The 20665-nt window shown below is 43.8% G+C and carries 25 protein-coding genes and 1 other annotated feature; of the genes, 22 read left to right on the top strand and 3 right to left on the bottom strand.

Going from position 1 to position 20665, the window contains the following annotated elements:
* The first annotated feature begins 4 nt into the window (after window positions 1-4).
* The 15 genes from AAGG74_RS01330 (at window position 5) to rpmA (ending at window position 11715) form a co-directional block, all read left to right on the top strand.
* A complete protein-coding gene (locus tag AAGG74_RS01330; protein ID WP_429674320.1) occupies window positions 5-1297 on the top strand; it encodes a bifunctional folylpolyglutamate synthase/dihydrofolate synthase in 1293 nt (430 codons plus the stop codon).
* A 136-nt stretch (window positions 1298-1433) separates the two neighbouring features.
* Window positions 1434-2186 (top strand): prepilin peptidase, encoded by a 753-nt coding sequence (locus tag AAGG74_RS01335; RefSeq protein ID WP_429674321.1) that lies wholly within the window; start codon window positions 1434-1436, stop codon window positions 2184-2186.
* A gap of 127 nt (window positions 2187-2313) precedes the next feature.
* The gene (locus tag AAGG74_RS01340) at window positions 2314-3309 is read left to right on the top strand and encodes an SPOR domain-containing protein (protein ID WP_429674322.1); all 996 of its coding nucleotides are present in this window, start codon (window positions 2314-2316) and stop codon (window positions 3307-3309) included.
* A 151-nt stretch (window positions 3310-3460) separates the two neighbouring features.
* A complete protein-coding gene (locus AAGG74_RS01345; protein WP_429674323.1) occupies window positions 3461-4030 on the top strand; it encodes a Maf family nucleotide pyrophosphatase in 570 nt (189 codons plus the stop codon).
* 36 nt (window positions 4031-4066) lie between these two features.
* Window positions 4067-4762 carry a RadC family protein gene (gene radC / locus AAGG74_RS01350; RefSeq protein WP_162102227.1) on the top strand — a complete coding sequence of 232 codons (696 nt, stop codon included), beginning with the start codon at window positions 4067-4069 and terminating at the stop codon, window positions 4760-4762.
* 91 nt (window positions 4763-4853) lie between these two features.
* Window positions 4854-5867 carry a cell shape-determining protein MreB gene (mreB, locus tag AAGG74_RS01355; RefSeq protein ID WP_162102228.1) on the top strand — a complete coding sequence of 338 codons (1014 nt, stop codon included), beginning with the start codon at window positions 4854-4856 and terminating at the stop codon, window positions 5865-5867.
* A 30-nt stretch (window positions 5868-5897) separates the two neighbouring features.
* On the top strand, window positions 5898-6770 hold the full coding sequence (mreC, locus tag AAGG74_RS01360; RefSeq protein WP_429674324.1) for a rod shape-determining protein MreC: 873 nt from the start codon (window positions 5898-5900) through the stop codon (window positions 6768-6770).
* The gene (gene mreD / locus AAGG74_RS01365) at window positions 6767-7285 is read left to right on the top strand and encodes a rod shape-determining protein MreD (RefSeq protein WP_162102230.1); all 519 of its coding nucleotides are present in this window, start codon (window positions 6767-6769) and stop codon (window positions 7283-7285) included. Before mreC ends, mreD begins: the two co-directional genes overlap by 4 nt.
* Before the next feature lie 53 nt (window positions 7286-7338).
* Window positions 7339-8019, top strand: coding sequence for a septum site-determining protein MinC (gene minC, locus AAGG74_RS01370; RefSeq protein WP_162102231.1), 681 nt, complete (start codon window positions 7339-7341; stop codon window positions 8017-8019).
* Between the two features lies 1 nt (window position 8020).
* Complete coding sequence (minD, locus tag AAGG74_RS01375; RefSeq protein WP_429674325.1) at window positions 8021-8827, top strand: septum site-determining protein MinD; 807 nt, start codon at window positions 8021-8023, stop codon at window positions 8825-8827.
* A gap of 141 nt (window positions 8828-8968) precedes the next feature.
* A complete protein-coding gene (locus tag AAGG74_RS01380) occupies window positions 8969-9763 on the top strand; it encodes a peptidoglycan DD-metalloendopeptidase family protein (protein ID WP_429674326.1) in 795 nt (264 codons plus the stop codon).
* A complete protein-coding gene (spoIVFB, locus tag AAGG74_RS01385; RefSeq protein WP_429674327.1) occupies window positions 9756-10622 on the top strand; it encodes a stage IV sporulation intramembrane metalloprotease SpoIVFB in 867 nt (288 codons plus the stop codon). The genes AAGG74_RS01380 and spoIVFB overlap by 8 nt, the downstream gene beginning before the upstream one ends.
* Window positions 10623-10679: 57 nt before the next feature.
* Window positions 10680-10755: a sequence feature (ribosomal protein L21 leader region), on the top strand.
* A gap of 13 nt (window positions 10756-10768) precedes the next feature.
* Window positions 10769-11077 carry a 50S ribosomal protein L21 gene (gene rplU, locus AAGG74_RS01390; RefSeq protein WP_162102235.1) on the top strand — a complete coding sequence of 103 codons (309 nt, stop codon included), beginning with the start codon at window positions 10769-10771 and terminating at the stop codon, window positions 11075-11077.
* 2 nt (window positions 11078-11079) lie between these two features.
* A complete protein-coding gene (locus AAGG74_RS01395; RefSeq protein WP_429674328.1) occupies window positions 11080-11418 on the top strand; it encodes a ribosomal-processing cysteine protease Prp in 339 nt (112 codons plus the stop codon).
* Between the two features lie 12 nt (window positions 11419-11430).
* Window positions 11431-11715 carry a 50S ribosomal protein L27 gene (rpmA, locus tag AAGG74_RS01400; protein ID WP_003152662.1) on the top strand — a complete coding sequence of 95 codons (285 nt, stop codon included), beginning with the start codon at window positions 11431-11433 and terminating at the stop codon, window positions 11713-11715.
* 118 nt (window positions 11716-11833) lie between these two features.
* Here rpmA and AAGG74_RS01405 read toward each other — a convergent pair whose 3' ends face one another.
* Window positions 11834-11956: a hypothetical protein gene (locus AAGG74_RS01405; RefSeq protein WP_162102237.1), complete on the bottom strand. Its 123-nt coding sequence runs from the start codon at window positions 11954-11956 to the stop codon at window positions 11834-11836.
* A gap of 76 nt (window positions 11957-12032) precedes the next feature.
* Here AAGG74_RS01405 and spo0B point away from each other — a divergent pair, with 76 nt between their 5' ends.
* The 4 genes from spo0B to pheA are packed head-to-tail and all read left to right on the top strand — an operon-like array spanning window position 12033 to window position 15301.
* On the top strand, window positions 12033-12611 hold the full coding sequence (gene spo0B / locus AAGG74_RS01410) for a sporulation initiation phosphotransferase Sop0B (RefSeq protein WP_225493685.1): 579 nt from the start codon (window positions 12033-12035) through the stop codon (window positions 12609-12611).
* A gap of 33 nt (window positions 12612-12644) precedes the next feature.
* Window positions 12645-13931: a GTPase ObgE gene (gene obgE, locus AAGG74_RS01415; protein WP_429674329.1), complete on the top strand. Its 1287-nt coding sequence runs from the start codon at window positions 12645-12647 to the stop codon at window positions 13929-13931.
* Window positions 13932-13989: 58 nt separating this feature from the next.
* A complete protein-coding gene (thrR, locus tag AAGG74_RS01420; RefSeq protein WP_162102240.1) occupies window positions 13990-14433 on the top strand; it encodes a transcriptional regulator ThrR in 444 nt (147 codons plus the stop codon).
* 16 nt (window positions 14434-14449) lie between these two features.
* Window positions 14450-15301, top strand: coding sequence for a prephenate dehydratase (gene pheA / locus AAGG74_RS01425; protein WP_429674330.1), 852 nt, complete (start codon window positions 14450-14452; stop codon window positions 15299-15301).
* Window positions 15302-15328: 27 nt separating this feature from the next.
* Here pheA and AAGG74_RS01430 read toward each other — a convergent pair whose 3' ends face one another.
* On the bottom strand, window positions 15329-15871 hold the full coding sequence (locus AAGG74_RS01430) for a transcription repressor NadR (protein ID WP_162102242.1): 543 nt from the start codon (window positions 15869-15871) through the stop codon (window positions 15329-15331).
* Window positions 15831-17018, bottom strand: a complete 1188-nt coding sequence (locus AAGG74_RS01435) for an IscS subfamily cysteine desulfurase (RefSeq protein ID WP_162102243.1) — start codon at window positions 17016-17018, stop codon at window positions 15831-15833. Before AAGG74_RS01435 ends, AAGG74_RS01430 begins: the two co-directional genes overlap by 41 nt.
* A 101-nt stretch (window positions 17019-17119) precedes the next feature.
* On the opposite strand from AAGG74_RS01435, the gene nadB reads away from it, so the two are divergent.
* From nadB to nadA, 3 genes are read left to right on the top strand one after another with little or no spacing between them, the layout of a single operon-like run.
* A complete protein-coding gene (gene nadB / locus AAGG74_RS01440) occupies window positions 17120-18715 on the top strand; it encodes an L-aspartate oxidase (protein WP_429674331.1) in 1596 nt (531 codons plus the stop codon).
* A complete protein-coding gene (nadC, locus tag AAGG74_RS01445) occupies window positions 18669-19538 on the top strand; it encodes a carboxylating nicotinate-nucleotide diphosphorylase (RefSeq protein ID WP_429674333.1) in 870 nt (289 codons plus the stop codon). Before nadB ends, nadC begins: the two co-directional genes overlap by 47 nt.
* Window positions 19525-20631: a quinolinate synthase NadA gene (gene nadA, locus AAGG74_RS01450; protein WP_429674334.1), complete on the top strand. Its 1107-nt coding sequence runs from the start codon at window positions 19525-19527 to the stop codon at window positions 20629-20631. Before nadC ends, nadA begins: the two co-directional genes overlap by 14 nt.
* Window positions 20632-20665: the final 34 nt, after the last annotated feature.

Here is a 20665-nt window from a genome sequence, read left to right on the forward strand (position 1 = left end):
ATCATTGTTTACTAAATATGAAGAAGCGCGCAGCTGGATTCATGGGCGGCTGAAATTCGGCGTGAAGCCCGGACTCGGCCGGATGGAGCAGCTGATGGCGCGATTAGGGCATCCTGAAAAGAAAATCCGTGCACTTCACGTCGCAGGAACAAACGGAAAAGGCTCAACTGTCGCTTTTATCCGTTCTATGCTGCAAGAAGCCGGATATACGGTTGGCACGTTTACGTCACCTTATATTATTACGTTTAATGAACGGATCAGTGTAAACGGAACACCGATCTCAGATGAGGAATGGACGGCGCTTGTCAATCAGCTGAAGCCGCACGTTGAAGCACTTGATCAAACAGAATACGGGCCGACGACAGAATTTGAAGTGATGACGGCTTGTGCATTTTTATATTTTGCAGCATTTCATAAGGTCGATTTTGTTGTTTTTGAAACAGGTTTGGGCGGCAGATTTGACTCTACCAATGTGGTTGAACCGCTTTTAACTGTGATCACAAGCATCGGACATGATCACATGAACATTTTGGGAAACACGATTGAAGAAATTGCAGGAGAAAAGGCCGGAATCATTAAAGATGGAATTCCAATCGTGACCGCTGTTACCCAGCCGGAAGCCTTGCAGGTCATTCGTCATGAAGCTGAGCAGCATGCTGCGCCGTTCCAGTCATTACATGACACATGTGTTATGTTCAATGAAAAGGCTTTGCCTGCGGAAGAACAGTTTTCCTTCAAAACGGGTGAGAAGTGCTATGAAGACATTCGGACATCTCTCATTGGCACACATCAAAGACAAAATGCCGCATTATCCATTTTGGCTGCGGAGTGGCTCAATAGAGAGAATATTGCCCATATCAGTGAGGAAGCGCTAAGAAGCGGGCTGGTAAAGGCTGCATGGCCGGGACGGTTAGAGCTAGTTTTAGAGCAGCCGCCGGTATACTTAGATGGCGCGCATAACGAAGAAGGTGTGGAAAAGCTGGCGGAAACGATGAAACAGCGTTTCCCTGATTCCCGCATTTCTATTGTGTTTAGTGCGTTAAAGGACAAACCATATCAAACCATGATAAAGAGGCTGGAGAGCATAGCGCATGCGATTCATTTTGCTTCTTTTGATTTCCCGCGTGCTTCTCTTGCAAAAGATCTCTATGAGGTAAGTGAAATCAGCAATAAAAGCTGGAGTGAAGATCCTCAAGATGTGCTCGAATTTATAGAAAGCAAAAAAGGAACAAATGACATTGTGCTGATTACCGGATCGCTTTATTTTATTTCTGAGATTCGTAAAAGGCTGAAATAAAGGCAATCAGCCCCGGCAGTATCAAAATTGAGATTCTGCCGGGGTTTTTATGTGTAAAATTGAATATTCCCGATTCGAGTTATGGCCGCTCATTTTGCTACAATCCATACCAGTATCTAGTAAAGGTGTGTTGTCCATGCTTCTTATTCTATTTATTCTCGGCCTGATTTTTGGTTCGTTTTATTATACGGCCGGGTGCCGTATCCCTTCACATATATCCATTATCACGCCCCGTTCAGCATGCTCATTTTGCCGGCGGACTTTAACTCCAACAGAATTAATCCCCATCCTGTCATTTCTTTTCCAAAAGGGGAAATGCAAAAGCTGCGAGCGCAGAATTTCTTTAATGTATCCCGCGGCAGAGCTTTTGACAGCGTGTTTATTTGCCGCCGCCGGTATTCGCTTTGGTCTATCTTCGGAACTATTTCCAGCTCTCGTGTTTATCTCTCTTCTCATCATTGTTGCGGTGACAGATATTCATTATATGCTGATTCCAAATCGAATATTGGTTTTCTTTCTTCCCCTTTTGGCGGCTGCGAGATTGATTTCTCCGCTTGATTCCTGGTATGCCGGTCTTTTAGGTGCGGCCGCCGGATTTCTATCTTTAGCCTTTATTGCCGCGATCACCCGTGGAGGAATAGGGGGAGGAGATATTAAATTATTTGCGGTGATTGGCTTTATGCTTGGTGTGAAAGTGCTGGCTGCTGCTTTTTTCTTTTCTGTTTTGATCGGTGCATTATATGGAGCGGCAGCCGCCCTGACTGGACGACTCGCCAAAAGACAGCCGCTTCCCTTTGCTCCCGCGATTGCGGCAGGCAGTACGTTAGCCTATTTATACGGTGATGCTATCATTTCTTTTTATATTCAAATGGCATTAGGGAATCACTGAAAAATTTGACGAACGTTTTTTGGACAAGGCGACAAAAGTCTTGTTCTTTTTTTTTTCGCCTGTGCTAAAGTGTGTAGCATGAATAAGCCGACAAAAACGGTCAAGCAAACGAAGGGAGGAAGCGGAATTGAAAAAAAGGAAGCATAAAAAAAACAGGAAAGCCGCAGAAAAGGCCCTGAAGGTAACGATTAATGGACAAGAAGAGACGGTTTACGAACAAGAAATGCCTGAGACTGAAGCTGAGACGGAAAAAAACATGACATTTTCAAATTGGGAGGAAAAGAGAAAGGCAGAACAAGAAGTTGCCGCATCCCATGAGCATCCTGATGAGGATGACTTTAATTGGGATTCTGAGGAAGACAAGGTGTTTAAAGAGGATCCAAAAGTTGTTCCGGCCTATCAAAAGAAAAAAACAAAGCTGTATTCAAAGGGAAAGCCCGGGACGGCAAAGCCGGTAAAAAGAGTGGCGGCGACGATTGCCTTTGCGGCTGTCATAGGCACAGGATTAGGTTTATTCGCGTTGAACATGTCTGGTAATAAAGAAGCGTCGGTACCTGCTTCTATAGATGATTCCCTAGGCAGCCAAACGGCGAAAGCCGGAGATACTGCTGGTGAGAAACAAAGCTCAGGCGCAGAAAAGCAGGCGGCACAAACTAAAGGTACATATAAAACGTACGCTGTTCAAGCCGGGAAATTCTCAAATGAAAAGGGTGCCGAAACGTTAACTGAACAACTGACTGAAAAAGGCTATTCCGCCGTGTCGCTGCCAAAGGATGACGGATATACATATGTCATCGCAGGCTTAGCCGGTGATAAAGGTGTATCACAGCAGTTAGGGCAATTTTTAATCGATAGCGATTTTGAAGCTTGGGGCGGCAAGGAGCTTTCCTTATCAGTAGAGCCGGATATGACAGATTCGTTCAAGAAAACAACGGAGCTTGCAGCAAAGGCGATTCTCGGGGAAGACGTTACAAAAGCAAGTGTGGAAAAAATAGAAAAGTCGATTGGAGAAACAGAAGCAGGAGAGAAAAAAGCGATCTTGCAAGCATTAAAGGAACTGGAGAACCCAAGTGCTGAAGCGGGCTGGAAGGCTCAGCAGCAGTTGTTGGCTCTCATTAAATAAGAGAAAGTGCCTGAGCCTTCGTCCTTTAGCGACAGGCTTTTTTTATTTTGTTATGAAAAAGTTATTTTTCTGAAATTGTGACAAGCCTCGTGATTTGGTAGGATAAACGAGTATCTTTTTTTCTTAAGCAAACCCTGAAAGGATGACGAGCATGACTAAGCCGCTAATACTTGCATCACAATCTCCGCGCAGGAAAGAACTCCTTGATCTTCTCCAGCTGCCCTACTCCATTATCGTCAGTGAAGTAGAGGAAAAATTAAATCGAAACTTTTCACCTGAAGAAAACGTCCAATGGTTGGCAAAACAAAAAGCTAAGGCTGTAGCTGATCTCCACCCGCATGCAATCGTTATCGGCGCTGATACAATGGTATGCCTGGACGGCGAATGCCTCGGCAAACCAAAGGATCAAAAAGAAGCCGCTTCTATGCTGCGGAGGCTTTCAGGCAGGAGTCATTCAGTCATTACCGCGGTCAGCATACAAGCCGCACATCACAGCGAGACTTTTTATGATAAGACAGAAGTTGTGTTTTGGCCACTCATTGAAGAAGAGATTTGGACTTATATTGAAACAAAAGAACCAATGGATAAAGCAGGTGCGTACGGCATCCAAGGAAGAGGCGCGCTTTTTGTAAAGAAAATAGACGGAGATTATTATTCAGTCATGGGTCTTCCTATATCAAAAACGATGAGAGCTCTTCGCCATTTTGATATACATTCATGACGGTTCTATAAACGGGAAGGGAAAGAAAAGGAGTGCTTGATCATACACGATCTGCCATTAAAACTCAGAGATTTCCCAACGAAAGAAAAGCCAAGAGAACGGCTCCTGAGAGTCGGAGCCGAGAACTTAGCGAATCACGAACTATTGGCTATATTATTGCGGACAGGAACGAGACGCGAATCTGTCATGGACCTGTCAAATCGGCTGCTGCGATCTTTTGACGGACTGCGACTGCTGAAAGAAGCATCGGTTGAAGAATTGTCGAGCATCCCGGGAATTGGTGTGGTAAAAGCCGTGCAAATACTGGCGGCAGTTGAACTGGGAAGCCGTATTCATAAATTAGCCAATGAAGAACATTTCATTATTCGCTCCCCGGAAGACGGCGCAAATCTTGTCATGGAGGATATGCGCTTTTTAAGCCAGGAGCATTTTGTCTGTTTATATCTTAATACAAAAAACCAAGTGATCCATAAACGCACCATATTTATCGGAAGTCTGAATTCATCTATTGTCCATCCGCGAGAGGTGTTTAAAGAAGCATTTAAACGATCTGCCGCTTCCTTTATCTGTGTTCACAATCATCCCTCTGGAGATCCGACGCCGAGCAGGGAAGATATTGAAGTGACGAGGCGGCTGTTTGAATGCGGAAACCTGATTGGCATCGAATTGCTTGACCATTTGGTGATCGGTGACAAAAAATTTGTGAGTTTAAAGGAAAAAGGATATTTGTAACACTTTTTTTTTCGTCAAATTAAGCTATAATAGAGTTTATGAGTTTTTCCCTTTAGGGTATTTTTGCTTTAAGAAAGGAAGATACATACATATGTTTGGAATTGGTACAAGAGACCTTGGTATAGATCTTGGAACTGCGAATACGCTTGTTTTTGTAAAAGGAAAAGGAATTGTTGTGAGAGAGCCGTCAGTCGTCGCTTTGCAAACGGATACGAAGTCGATTGTTGCTGTCGGAAATGATGCGAAAAATATGATCGGACGGACACCGGGCAATGTGGTGGCGCTTCGCCCGATGAAAGACGGCGTTATCGCTGATTATGAAACAACGGCGACGATGATGAAATATTACATCAATCAGGCCATTAAAAATAAAGGCATGTTTGCCAGAAAACCATATGTGATGGTTTGTGTCCCTTCAGGCATTACGGCTGTTGAGGAACGCGCTGTTATCGATGCGACAAGACAGGCGGGAGCGCGTGATGCGTATCCGATTGAAGAGCCATTTGCCGCAGCAATCGGTGCTAATCTGCCGGTTTGGGAACCGACGGGAAGTATGGTTGTAGATATCGGCGGCGGTACGACAGAGGTTGCGATTATTTCCCTCGGAGGCATTGTAACGTCCCAATCGATCCGCGTAGCCGGTGACGAGATGGATGACGCGATTATCAACTATATCAGAAAAACATACAACCTGATGATCGGTGACCGTACGGCTGAAGCGATTAAAATGGAGATCGGATCAGCGGAAGCTCCTGAAGGATCCGACAACATGGAAATTCGCGGACGCGATTTACTGACAGGTCTGCCGAAAACAATCGAAATTACAGGAAAAGAAATTGCAAATGCTTTGCGTGACACTGTATCTACAATTGTTGAAGCAGTGAAGAGCACACTTGAAAAAACACCGCCTGAACTTGCAGCAGATATCATGGACAGAGGTATTGTGTTAACCGGCGGCGGAGCACTTCTTCGCAATTTGGATAAAGTCATTAGCGAAGAAACAAAAATGCCGGTTCTGATTGCCGAAGATCCGCTCGATTGCGTAGCGATCGGAACAGGAAAAGCGCTGGAGCACATCCATCTTTTCAAAGGGAAAACAAGATAATCGGGAGTTCAATAGAAGAGGTGTAACACGATGCCGAATAAACGGTTAATGCTATTACTTCTGTGTATTATCATATTGGTGGCTATGATTGGATTTTCGCTGAAGGGCGGCCGCAATACCACCTGGCCTGAGAAAGTGATCGGCGATACGACGGGAGTATTTCAAAATATTTTTCATACGCCTGCCGCGTTTTTTGCAGGGATATTTGAAAACATCGATGATTTAAAAAACACGTATAAAGAAAACGAGCGTCTAAGAGAGAAGCTTGATGGACAGACACAGTATGAAGCCAAGCTTCAAGAGCTTGAAGAAGAAAACAAATCCTTGCGTGACGAGCTGGGCCACGTTAAATCGATTAAAGATTACAAGCCGATTTTAGCTACGGTCATTGCCAGAAGTCCTGATCATTGGGCGAAACAGGTCACCGTTAATAAGGGGACACAGCAAAACGTAGCGAAGGATATGGCTGTAACAAACGAAAAAGGCGCATTAATCGGCAAGATCAAAAGCTCTGGCCTCAATAACTTCACGTCTACTGTTCAGCTTTTAAGCGACACTGACCGCAATAACAGAGTGGCGACGAAAATATCCGGGAAAAAAGGCAACAAAGGCTACGGCCTGGTCGAAGGGTATGACAAAGAGAAAAAACGTCTTAAGATGACAATTATTGAGCGTAAGGATAAGCAGGACGTAAAAAAAGGCGATCTTATTGAAACATCAGGCACAGGCGGCGTTTTCCCAGAGGGACTGACAATCGGTGAAGTGACAGATATCGAGTCAGATTCCTATGGATTAACGAAAGTTGCTTATGTAAAACCTGCTGCTGACCTATCCGATTTAAATAATGTGATCATTGTTAACCGTGACGTGCCGACTGTCGATACAGAGGAGGAAGGATCGTGAAACGTTTCCTTCTCCCTTTCGTGATGCTGCTCGTTTTTTCTGCGGAAAGCATTTTTACAGATCTGGTGCATTTTCCGTTCGTTACAGATGATCAGGTGCTTGCCCCGCGTTTTCTGATGATTGTATTGATATTTATGTCAGCTTTCATCAACCAAAAACACGCGATGATTTACGGATTTATTTTTGGCTTTCTATATGACATGAACTATACAAGTCTATTAGGCGTTTATATGTTTGGTTTTGCCGGGTTATGCTACTTGGCTTCAAAAGCGTTTAAAGTGCTGCATACAAACGCATTTGTGGTGATATTGATAGCAGTTCTCGCTGTCAGCGTGCTCGAATTTTATGTATTCGGCATTCAGTCGTTGATTCATAAAGACATCATGACGTTTAACGGGTTTGTGCTTGACCGGTTTATACCGACAATTTTATTAAATATTGCAGCCGCTCTAATCCTGGTTCTTCCATTTAGATTGTTTTTTATGAGTCTAAAGAAAGAATTGAGAGATGAGTAAAAAAGGATTTTATCTTTTTTTGACGAAATGAGTATGTTGTTGAGGTGAATATTGTGAAGACCAAAAAGCAGCAATATGTAACAATAAAAGGAACTAAGAACGGATTAACATTGCATCTGGATGATGCATGTTCTTTTGATGAGCTTCTCGATGGTCTTCAGAATATGCTGTCAATTGAGCAATATACGGATGGAAAAGGCCAGAAAATCAGCGTCCATATTAAGCTGGGAAATCGCTTTTTATATAAGGAGCAAGAGGAACAGCTGACCGAATTGATTGCGTCAAAGAAAGATTTGTTTGTTCATTCTATTGACAGTGAAGTCATTACGAAACAAGAAGCACAGCGAATGAAAGAGGAAGCTGAAATTATTTCTGTTTCAAAAATTGTCCGTTCAGGCCAAGTGCTGCAAGTGAAAGGCGATTTGCTCCTGATCGGTGATGTGAATCCCGGCGGAACAGTCATGGCAGGAGGGAACATTTTTGTCCTTGGTTCATTGAAAGGGATGGCGCACGCTGGATGTAACGGTAATCATCAAGCGGTTATCGCCGCCGCCGAAATGCTGCCGACACAATTAAGAATCAATCATGTGTTAAATCGCTCCCCAGACCACATTCAAAAAGGGAACGAAATGGAATGTGCTTATTTAGATACAGACGGAAATATGGTCATTGAACGCCTTCAACATTTGGCTCATTTAAGACCTGATCTAACAAGGCTTGAGGGAGGAATGTGAATTGGGTGAGGCTATCGTAATAACTTCGGGAAAAGGCGGAGTAGGTAAAACGACAACATCTGCGAACCTCGGTACCGCCTTAGCCATTTTAGGGAAGCGAGTATGCTTATTAGATACTGATATAGGGCTGCGCAACCTTGATGTTGTAATGGGTCTTGAAAATAGAATTATTTATGATCTTGTCGACGTCGTAGAGGGAAGATGCAAAATGCATCAGGCGCTCGTAAAAGACAAACGTTTCGATGATCTGCTCTATTTAATGCCCGCTGCTCAAACGAGCGATAAGACAGCCGTGGTTCCTGAACAAATTAAAGATATGGTTCAAGCGCTTAAACAGGAATTTGACTATGTCATCATAGACTGTCCTGCCGGAATTGAGCAAGGATACAAAAATGCCGTTTCCGGAGCTGATAAAGCGATTGTGGTCACAACGCCTGAAATTTCAGCTGTTCGTGATGCTGACCGTATTATAGGACTGCTGGAGCAAGAGGAAAATATTGAACCGCCGCGGCTTGTTGTAAACAGAATCAGAAATCACCTAATGAAAAATGGTGATACGATGGATATCGACGAAATCGTACAGCATTTGTCGATCGATTTACTCGGAATCGTGGCTGATGATGATGAAGTCATTAGAGCTTCTAACCATGGCGAACCGATTGCAATGGACTCGAAAAACCGCGCTTCGATTGCATATCGCAATATTGCCCGGCGCATCCTGGGTGAATCTGTTCCTTTGCAGGTGCTTGAAGAGCAAAACAAAGGGATGATGGCTAAGATTAAATCATTTTTCGGAGTAAGATCTTAGTGAAATAAAATCAAAGAGAAGAGCCTGACAAAGCAAATGCTGTGTCAGGTTTTTTGTTTTTGTCTGCTTTGGGTAAAACGAATATTTGTCATGGACAAGACATATGATGTACAAACCCAACGAATGCAAAGGATGATTGCAATGAGTCATAGAGCAGATGAAATCAGAAAACGATTAGAGAAAAGAAGAAAACAGCTTTCCGGCTCGAAACGTTCTTCCGCTCAGACATTTCCTGAAAAGCAGAAACCCCCGTCTTGGGTAATGGTATCGGATCAAGAAAAGCATGGAACTCTTCCAATATATGAAGATAACATATCAACATTTAACGGAAAACACCCTTTGGTTAAAACAGATTCGATTATCCTAAAATGTCTTCTGTCAGCCTGCCTTGTTCTTGTTTCAGCCATAGCTTATAAAACAAATATAGGGCCTGTCAGCCAGATTAAACCCGCCGTTGCCAAAACCTTCGAAACTGAATTTCAATTTGCCTCTGCAAGCCACTGGTTTGAAACGAAATTTGGAAATCCGCTCGCTTTTCTGGCTCCTGAACATAAAAATAAGGAACAGCAGGTTGAAGTAGGCCAAGGTTTGGCCGCGCCTGCATCTGGGAAAGTGCAGGAGGATTTTAAGGATAACGGGGAAGGGATTAAAGTCGAAACAAGCAGTGATACTATTGATAGCATAAAAGAAGGCTATATAGTTGAAGTTAACAAAGATAGCCAGACGGGGCTGACGGTTAAGGTACAGCATGCTGACAATACTTATAGTATTTATGGAGAACTCAAAGATGTAGATGTGGCTTTATATGACTTTGTAGATAAAGGCAAAAAACTTGGTTCAATTAAACTTGATGATCATAATAAAGGGGTCTATTACTTTGCTATGAAAGATGGCGATAAATTTATTGACCCGATTCAGGTGATTTCATTTGAATAAGTGGCTTGACCTTATTTTAAAAATTCATGTGCATCCTTTTCTGTGGATGATTGCGGCTCTGGGACTGCTCACAGGCCATATGAAGGCATTATTATGCCTGCTGCTGATTGTACTGATCCATGAGCTGGGGCATGCTGCTCTGGCCGTGTTTTTTTCTTGGAGAATTAAGCGTGTTTTTTTGCTGCCGTTTGGCGGAACGGTCGAAGTGGAAGAGCACGGGAATCGACCGTTAAAGGAAGAGCTTGCGGTGGTTATTGCGGGCCCTCTTCAGCACATCTGGCTTCAGCTTGCTGCCTGGACGCTTGCAGAATTCTCAGTAATTCATCAGCATACCTTTGAACTCTTCACCTTTTATAACCTTTCTATTTTATTTGTAAATCTGCTGCCGATCTGGCCGCTTGACGGCGGAAAACTGTTGTTTTTGCTGTTTTCCAAGCAACTGCCTTTTCAAAAGGCTCACCGGCTCAATTTAAAAACGTCGCTCTGCTTCTGTCTGCTGCTCGGGTGCTGGATTTTATTTGTGGTTCCTCTGCAAATCAGCGCATGGGTTTTGTTTGTCTTTCTTGCTGTTTCTTTGTTTGAGGAATACAAGCAAAGGCATTATATCCACGTGAGATTTCTTCTTGAACGGTATTACGGAAAAAATCGCGAGCTTGAAAAACTGCTGCCGCTGACTGTAAAGGCGGAAGACAAAGTCTATCATGTGATGGCAGAGTTCAAACGTGGCTGTAAACATCCGATTATTATAGAGAAATCAGGCAAGAAGCTCAGCCAGCTTGACGAGAATGAAGTGCTCCACGCTTACTTTGCCGATAAGCGGACGAATTCCTCCATGGAAGAGCTGCTGCTGCCTTACTAAAATCAATTGACAAACGTCTTGTATTTTGGTATATTTTTTAATGTTATGGATGTAGCACCATTGCTACAACCGCTCAGTACAGGTGTTAAGAGCTTTTAAAGCCCCCTGGTGTCTGGCGAGTCTTAGTCTAATAGGAGGTGCAGAGAATGTACGCAATCATTAAAACAGGCGGTAAACAAATCAAAGTTGAAGAAGGCCAAACTGTTTACATCGAAAAACTTGCTGCTGAAGCAGGAGAAACAGTTACTTTTGAAGACGTTTTGTTTGTTGGCGGAGACAATGTGAAAGTCGGCAACCCTACAGTTGAAGGCGCAACAGTAACAGCTAAAGTTGAAAAACAAGGCCGTGCGAAAAAAATCACTGTTTTCAGATACAAAGCAAAGAAAAACGTTCATAAAAAACAAGGTCATCGTCAGCCTTACTCTAAAGTGACGATCGAAAAAATCAACGCGTAAGCATGATTCAGGCAACAATCAGAAGGTCCCATGATAAAGGCATCTTGTCTTTTGAAATGACAGGCCATGCGAATTTTGCTGAACATGGACAAGATCTTGTTTGTGCTGGAGTGACAGCGGTTGTGTTTGGAGCCGTAAACGCGGTTATTGTGCTTGCAGGCTTTGAGCCGCTTCTTGATATAGGAGAGGATGGGGGTTATTTTTACTTTGAATTCCCTGAATCTCTTGATACGGAGTCGCGCCAAAAGGCTCAGCTGCTGATTGAAGGCATGATTGTTTCACTGGAGACAATCGAACGGGATTACAAAGATAACTTGCGTGTGACCACAAACATAATATAGGAGGTGAGCTACATGCTTAGATTAGATCTTCAGTTTTTCGCTTCTAAAAAAGGAGTAGGTTCTACAAAGAACGGACGTGACTCTGAGTCTAAACGTTTAGGTGCTAAACGTGCTGACGGTCAATTCGTAACAGGCGGTTCTATCCTTTACCGTCAACGCGGAACAAAAATTTACCCAGGTGAAAACGTGGGCCGCGGCGGAGATGACACTCTATTTGCGAAAATCGACGGAACTGTTAAATTCGAACGTTTCGGCCGTGACCGCAAAAAAGTGAGCGTATATCCTGTAGCTCAATAATGATTTAAAAAACTCCGGTCGATGATGACTGGAGTTTTTTTGCAATATGCGGAGTATACACCAAGAATGAAATGCAGAGTATGTGCGAGCAGACCCCGCGAAGAATGAGAATAACATCTCAAACCCACTGGATATGTTCCCCAAGCAGTAATACATAATATGTTCTGCCTGGCTGCAAATCAACCATAGCCATAAAAAAGGAACATGATATTTCTGGGAAAAACAATTGTTTTTCTAACAAAGCCTTCTCTGTTATAATTCATAATACACACTTATACAGACTCCTAAAAAGAAATTAAATGATTGGGAGTGCGAAAATGAAGGATGTTTCAAATAATCAAGAAGAAAATATAAGCGATACAACATTAATAAACGAACTGATTCATCTGCTTGGCCATTCTCGGCATGATTGGATGAATAAGCTGCAGCTGATTAAAGGAAACTTAAGTTTGCAGAAGTATGACCGCGTCTTTGAAATGATTGAAGAAATGGTGATAGACGCAAAACACGAATCAAAGCTCTCAAACCTGAAAACACCGCATTTGGCGTTTGATTTTCTTACGTTTAATTGGAAAACCCATTATATGACGCTTGAATATGAAGTTCTTGGAGAAATTAAGGATTTGTCGGCATATGATCAAAAGCTGGTGAACCTGATGAGAAAACTGTTTTCTCTGTTTGATCAAGCGGTCAGCAGAGGGAGCGAAAATCATTTAACGGTTTCGCTGCAAACGGATCATCCTGGCAGACAGCTGATTCTGTACCTTGATTTTCACGGCGCTTTTACTGATCCATCGGCTTTTGATGATATTCGGCAGAATGGATATGAGGATGTTGACATCATGCGTTTTGAGATCACAAGTCACGAATGTCTGATTGAAATTGGGTTGGATTAGCGGAGTTTTTAACGGTTTAGAACGGAGGACATTATGTTTGTAGATCAGGTCAAAGTATATGTAAAAGGCGGCGATGGCGGCAACGGGATGGTTGCGTTTCGTCGTGAAAAATATGTGCCGAAAGGCGGCCCTGCCGGCGGTGACGGAGGAAAGGGAGGAGACGTCGTTTTTGAAGTGGATGAAGGTCTCCGCACCCTGATGGATTTTAGATACAAAAAACACTTTAAAGCAATTCGCGGCGAGCACGGCATGTCTAAAAACCAGCATGGGCGAAATGCCGATGATATGGTCATTAAAGTTCCGCCAGGCACCGTTGTGACAGACGATGATACAAAGCAGGTCATTGCTGATTTAACAGAGCACGGACAGCAGGCTGTCATTGCAAGGGGAGGAAGAGGCGGAAGAGGGAATTCCCGCTTTGCTACACCGGCTAACCCCGCGCCTCAGCTTTCAGAAAACGGCGAGCCGGGAAAAGAGCGCTACATTGTTCTTGAATTAAAAGTGCTTGCAGATGTGGGGCTTGTTGGATTTCCGAGTGTCGGAAAATCCACTTTGCTGTCTGTTGTTTCATCTGCAAAACCGAAAATTGCGGACTACCACTTTACAACGCTTGTTCCGAATCTCGGCATGGTTGAGACGGATGACGGACGCAGCTTTGTTATGGCTGATTTGCCGGGACTGATTGAAGGCGCACACCAAGGCGTCGGACTTGGCCACCAATTTTTGCGCCATATCGAACGGACACGGGTTATCGTTCACGTCATTGACATGTCCGGTTTAGAAGGACGCGATCCGTATGAGGATTATGTAACGATTAACCAGGAGCTGAGCGAGTACAATCTGCGTCTCACTGAACGCCCGCAAATTATTGTTGCAAATAAAATGGACATGCCGGAGGCGTCGGAAAACCTTAAAGCCTTTAAAGAAAAGCTGACGGATGATTACCCGGTATTTCCAATCAGCGCGGTGACAAGAGAAGGCCTTCGTGAACTTCTGTTTGAAGTCGCCAATCAGCTTGAAAATACGCCGGAATTTCCGTTATATGACGAGGAAGAGCTTACACAAAATCGCGTTATGTACACGATCGAAAATGAAGAAGTGCCATTTAATATTGAACGCGACCCAGACGGTGTATTTGTGCTTTCAGGAGACAGCCTTGAGCGATTATTCAAGATGACTGATTTCTCGCGTGATGAATCGGTTAAACGATTTGCGAGACAAATGCGCGGAATGGGTGTTGATGAAGCACTCAGAGAACGCGGAGCCAAAGATGGAGATATTATCAGGCTTCTGGAGTTTGAATTTGAATTTATTGATTAATGATGGCAGAAAGGAGAGCCTGAATGTCGGGCTCTCTATTTTAAAGGGGGGGATGCAAATGAAAGAGGAGACATTTTATCTTGTCCGTGAAGATGTATTGCCCGATGCGATGAAAAAAACATTGGAAGTCAAAAAGCTGCTTGATCGAAAAAAAGCAGATTCAGTGGCAGATGCCGTTCAAAAGGTCGATTTAAGCAGAAGTGCATTTTATAAATATAGAGATGCTGTTTTTCCGTTCTACACTATGGTTAAAGAGCAAATTATCACACTTTTCTTTCATTTGGAGGATAGGTCAGGTGCGTTATCTCAGCTCCTACAGGCAGTAGCTGATTCTGGAAGCAATGTTCTTTCCATTCACCAGACCATTCCGCTTCAGGGCCGAGCAAATGTGACGCTGTCTATCAGTACATCTGCCATGGAAGAGGACATTCATACGTTAATGAATAAGCTTAGAAAATTTGATTTTGTAGAAAAGGTTGAAATATTAGGTTCAGGTGCATAAGGGAGAGAATAGGGTCATGAAAGTCGGTTATTTAGGTCCAGCAGCTACATTCACACATTTAGCAGTCAGTTCTTGTTTTCAAAACGGCGCCGAACATGTTGCTTACCGTACCATACCGGAGTGCATAGATGAGGCAGTTGCAGGCGAAGTTGATTTCGCTTTCGTTCCTTTAGAGAATGCATTAGAAGGATCAGTGAATTTAACGATAGACTATTTAATACATGAACAGCCCTTGCCAATTGTAGGTGAAATGACATTGCCGATTCATCAGCATTTGCTCGTTCATCCTTCAAGAGAGAATGCATGGAAAGAACTCGACAAAATTTACTCACACTCACACGCGATTGCACAATGCCATAAATTTCTCCATCGTCATTTTCCTTCCGTTCCCTATGAATACGCCAATTCAACAGGGGCGGCAGCTAAATATGTCAGTGACCATCCAGAGCTGAACATCGGGGTCATTGCCAATGAAATGGCAGCTTCTACATACGAGTTAAAAATCGTAAAACGAGATATACAGGATTACAAGGACAATCATACGAAATTTGTTATTCTGTCATCTGATGAAAACATTTCATTTGAAGTGAATGCAAAATTGAGCTCGAAGCCTAAAACGACCTTGATGGTGATGCTTCCGCAGGACGAATCAGGGGCGCTGCACAGAGTGCTGTCTGCTTTTGCTTGGAGAAACTTAAACTTGTCAAAGATTGAGTCACGTCCGACTAAAACCGGATTAGGCCATTATTTCTTTATCATTGATATCGAGAAAGCGTTTGATGAAGTATTGATTCCAGGTGCCATGCAGGAGCTCGAAGCACTCGGCTGCAAAGTAAAGCTCCTTGGTGCATATCAGTCCTATCTATGATAAAAAAAGCCCAATAAAGGGCTTTTTTTAGTCTTTAATTAAAATACCGGCTGCCTCGAGTGCTTGACAAGCATGATCGATGCGGTGTTCATCAGGTGCTGTCAGTGTATGAAGATGCACACCGTCAGTCAGCTGTGATAAATAGGCGGCATTTGTGGAATTGATTTTCTGAATGAAACGGCTCACTTCTTTCCGGGTGCCTACTTGGATGGCTGCCGTTAAATCTCCGTATACGGAATGCTCGATTTTTACGTCTTTTACTGTAACACCTTCGTCCACGATGAGTTGCAATTCCTCTTCAGTCCGTTCGGGGCCGTGCTGACAAGCGATAATTTTTTCTGCCTGCTGGTGCTGCTGAGCGGCTGTATCCATGTATATATATCCTTGGCTTGTGGCGATGATCGGTTCATTTTTCGCTTTCAAGAGCGATATGTCCTGTACAATAACCTGTCTTGAAACGTTTGCTTTTTTTGCGAGTTCTCCTCCTGTCAGCGGCGATTTAGATTCCTTCAGCCACAGAAGAAGCTGTTCACGCCTGCTGGCGCCCATAAGCTTTAATTCTTCGGTCAATATCAAATTCTCCTTTCTTTTGTTCCCAAAGCGCTGTAAGTGTATGTAATAACTGATCCAGCTGTTCAGCTGTTGTATGCCTTCCGAAAGAGATGCGGATAAATTGCAGCGCTTCTTGATCTGTTTTTCCTAGTGCTTTCATCGCTGCAGACGGACCTTGATATCCGGAAGAACAAGCGCTGCCCGTTGAGATGCAAATATGATTCCGATTACATTCTAACATAACATATTGTCCTTCAAATGAGTGAAAAAAACATCCTAAAATATGCGGGAGACATTCTGTTTGTGCAGTGTCTGCCGCAAGGGTTACAGGAAGAGATCGAATACCGATTTCGTCTAATAAGTGTGCTCTTAATGTCTTATTGCGGGATATCTGTTTATCCATCTCGCTAATGATTAGCTCTGCAGCGGCGGTGAAGGCGCCGATCCCGGGGACATTCACAGTGCCGGCTCTGAATCCTTGTTCGTGAGCAGTGTGAGGGTAAACGGGTTTCCAAGGGACATCCGGCCGAATATAGACCGCGCCCACTCCTTTAGGGCCGTGGATTTTATGGCTTGATACTGACAGTGCATCCATCCCCAGTTCTTCTGTATTGATGGGGATTTTTCCAAACGTTTGCACAGCGTCGCAATGAAGAAGAATACCCTTATTGCGGAGGAATGAAGACAGACGTTGAATGGGCTGAATGATCCCGGTTTCAGAATTGGCATGTTGAATAGATATCAGGCCTGTCTCCGGCCGAATATGAGCTGTTAATATTTCCTCGGTAATAAGCCCGTATTCATTCGGTTGAATGATGGTTACATCAAATCCTTGCTGTTCCAGATAAGCAGCACAGTTATGAATGGACTGATGCTCCATAGCGCTTGTAATGAAATGTCTTTTCGTTTTTGGCAGGCAATTAAGCAACGATTGAATGGCCAGAAAATTGGATTCAGTGCCGCCGCTTGTAAAATAAATGCCGCTTGCTTCTCCGCCAATGATGCTGGCGATTTTTTCACGGCAGTACTCCAGTATGTACTTTGCTTTTCCTCCCGCATCATGCAGGCTGCTGGCATTCCCGTACATATCTATGCTGAGCTTCTGATAAACGTGGAGAGCTTCCTCGCAAATAGGTGTCGTCGCTGCATAATCTAAATAAATCATCCAGTCTCCTCCATCTGTTCTTCATAAAAAACTCTTGAGTTTATTTTACTCTTGTGTAAATATATGTGTCAAGACAGGTGTAAACAACGGGAGGTCGGCATATGTCTAAAAAGACGATTGCAGTCATCGGTTCAGGGGCAGCAGCACTTTCCTTAGCGTCTGCTTTTCCGTCCGCATACGAAGTAACTGTCATCACAAAAAAAAGCGCTAAAAACAGCAATTCTGTCTATGCACAAGGGGGGATTGCTGCGGCTTTTGCAAAAGGTGACACGATTGCATCCCATTTGGAGGATACGTTATATGCAGGCTGCGGACATAATGATCAAGCTATTGCAGGAGACGTTTTACATGATGGGAAAAACATGATTCAAAATCTAGTGGAGAGCGGATTTCCATTCGACTGCAATGAACAAGGTGATGTTTGCCTTGGCAGGGAAGGCGCCCACTCATACAACCGTATTTTTCATGCAGGCGGAGATGCAACAGGCAGACTGCTTGTTGATTATTTGCTCAGACAGGTTCACAGTAAAATCGAATTAATCGAGCATGAAACAGCAGCCGATTTGCTTGTTGAGAATGGGCGCTGTATCGGTGTCATGACAAAAGACAGCAGGGGGCAAGTCAAGGTGAGGCATGCGGATGAAGTGGTGCTGGCGGCCGGCGGATGCGGGAGTCTGTTTCTTCATCATACGAACGATCCATCTGTCACAGGTGACGGCCTCTCTCTAGCTTACCGGGCCGGAGCGGAATTAACGGATTTAGAGTTTACCCAGTTTCACCCGACATTGCTTGTGAAAAATGGTGTTTCCTATGGGCTCGTTTCAGAAGCTGTCAGAGGGGAAGGCGGATATTTAATTGACGAAAAAGGCAGCCGGATTATGGCTGGACGCCATCCTTTAGGTGACTTGGCTCCAAGGGATATCGTTGCTCGGGTTATTCATGAAGAAATGTCAAAAGGAAATCGCGTTTATATCGACTGCAGGGCAATTTCTGATTTTGAAGGGCGTTTCCCCACTATTACTGCTATTTGTGAAAAAGCAGGAGTTGATATCCAAAGCGGAAAAATTCCAGTGGCACCGGGAATGCACTTTTTGATGGGAGGTGTTTCAGTGAATCGCTGGGGGGAAACGACAGTGCCGGGACTCTATGCAATTGGCGAGACCACATGTACTGGTTTACACGGAGCCAATCGGCTTGCGAGCAATTCCTTGTTGGAGGCGCTGGTGTTTGGAAAAAGAGCAGCAGAGCATATAAGACAAAAACCGGTTTATAACAGGCACTATCAATCAGAACCGGAAACCAATGCCATCTATCAGGTGCCGAATATAGCGGTAAATGAATTGCAAACCAAAATGGCATGCCATATGTCGATCTTACGGGAAAAAGACAGTCTGATTGAACTGAACAAATGGCTTCATATGCTGCCTTCTCAAGAAGTGAATGTAAAGGATATCACAATACCCCAGCTGGAGCTTTCTCATTTATGGCAAACCGCAAAGCTGATGACATTTTCTGCGCTTTTGCGGGAGGAAAGCAGAGGAGCTCACTTCCGTACCGATTTTCCTCAAGCAGATATGCGCTGGCAAGGAAGACAAATTGTCCATACAAAAAAGGGAATAAAAATCAGAAAAAAAGAGGGGAGTTGGAGAAATGAATCATTTACAGCTAAAAAAATTACTGAATCGCTTTTTTCTTGAGGATATAGGGACAGGGGACATTACGTCGCAGTCTATCTTTGGCGTACATAGCTGTGAAGCGGAGATTGTGGCAAAGTCAGACGGCATCTTTGCCGGAGCTGCAGTGATAAAAGAAGGCTTTGCCTTATTAGATGAAAATGTTCGAAGCATTTTACATAAAAAAGATGGAGACAGGTTGCGAAAAGGTGAAGTAATTGCCGTATTACACGGTCCTGCGACAGCACTGCTTTCAGGAGAGCGGGTCGTATTAAATCTTATTCAAAGGCTGTCAGGAATTGCGACGCTGACAAGGGAGGCTGTTCGGCGGCTTGATGATGAACAGATTAACATTTGTGATACGAGAAAAACAACACCGGGGCTGAGAATGCTGGAAAAATACGCTGTCAGAGCGGGAGGCGGGTATAATCATCGATTCGGCTTGTATGACGGCATCATGATTAAAGACAATCATATCGCAGCATGCGGCTCTATTTTAGAGGCGTGTAAGAAAGCGCGTCATGCCGCAGGGCATATGGTAAAAATCGAGGTCGAAGTTGAAACCGAAGAACAGCTGCGGGAAGCAATTGAAGCAGGAGCAGATGTTATTATGTTTGACAACTGCCCGCCTGATACGGTCCGCCATTTTGCAAATCTCACACCAAACCATATAAAAACTGAAGCTTCAGGCGGAATTACGTTAGAAGCTTTGCCTGCTTTTAAAGGGACAGGTGTGAATTATATTTCATTAGGATTTCTGACTCATTCCGTCAAAAGTTTAGATATCAGTATGGTTGCTGGATTATCAAATGATTCTATGGAGGGGTGTCGCGATGTCAATTCTTGATGTGATAAAACAATCGAATAAGATGATGCCAGAAGGTTATAAAAGAATATCAAGAAAGGACATGGAAACACGCGTTGCCGCTATCAAGAAAAAGTTCGGCAGCAGGCTTTTTATCCCAGGTCATCATTATCAAAAAGACGAAGTCATACAATTTGCTGACCAAACAGGCGATTCCCTGCAGCTGGCCCAAATTGCCGAAGAAAATAAAAAAGCGGATTATATTGTTTTTTGCGGCGTACACTTTATGGCTGAGACCGCTGATATGCTGACATGTAAGGAACAAATGGTCATTCTGCCTGATATGAGAGCAGGGTGTTCTATGGCGGACATGGCAGACATGCAGCAGACCAATAGGGCGTGGGAGAAGCTTCAGCATATATTCGGAGATACAATCATACCTTTAACGTATGTGAACTCCACTGCGGAGATCAAGGCTTTCGTCGGTAAGCATGGCGGAGCGACTGTAACTTCTTCAAATGCGAAAAAAGTGCTTGAATGGGCATTTACACAGAAAAAACGAATTTTATTTTTGCCTGATCAGCATTTAGGGAGAAATACGGCTTATGATTTGGGCATTGCGCTTAAGGATATGGCTGTGTGGGATCCGATAAAAGATGAATTGGCGGCTGCATCTGAGCATAAGAATGTGAAAGTGATTTTGTGGAAAGGACATTGCTCCGTCCACGAAAAATTCACCGCGGATAATATCCATAATGTGAGAGAGCGTGACCCTGACATTCGAGTCATTGTGCATCCGGAGTGTTCACATGAAGTTGTGACGCTTAGTGACAACAGCGGATCAACGACATATATTATTGATACAATCAACCACGCCCCGGCGGGAAGCAAGTGGGCAATCGGAACAGAAATGAATCTTGTTCAGCGGATCATTCACGACCATCCTGATAAACAAATCGAATCACTCAACCCTGACATGTGTCCGTGTCTGACAATGAATCGCATTGATTTGCCGCATTTGCTGTGGTCTTTGGAACAAATAGAAAAAGGTAAACCTTCAGGCGTGATCAAGGTGCCAAAAGTCATTCAGCAAGATGCCCTCCTTGCTTTGAATCGAATGCTTTCGATTACGTAAATCAGAAATATTTCCCTTCCTGTATTCATAACTT

The sequence above is a fragment of the Bacillus mexicanus genome, assembly GCF_050445615.1.
Lineage (GTDB): Bacteria > Bacillota > Bacilli > Bacillales > Bacillaceae > Bacillus > Bacillus mexicanus.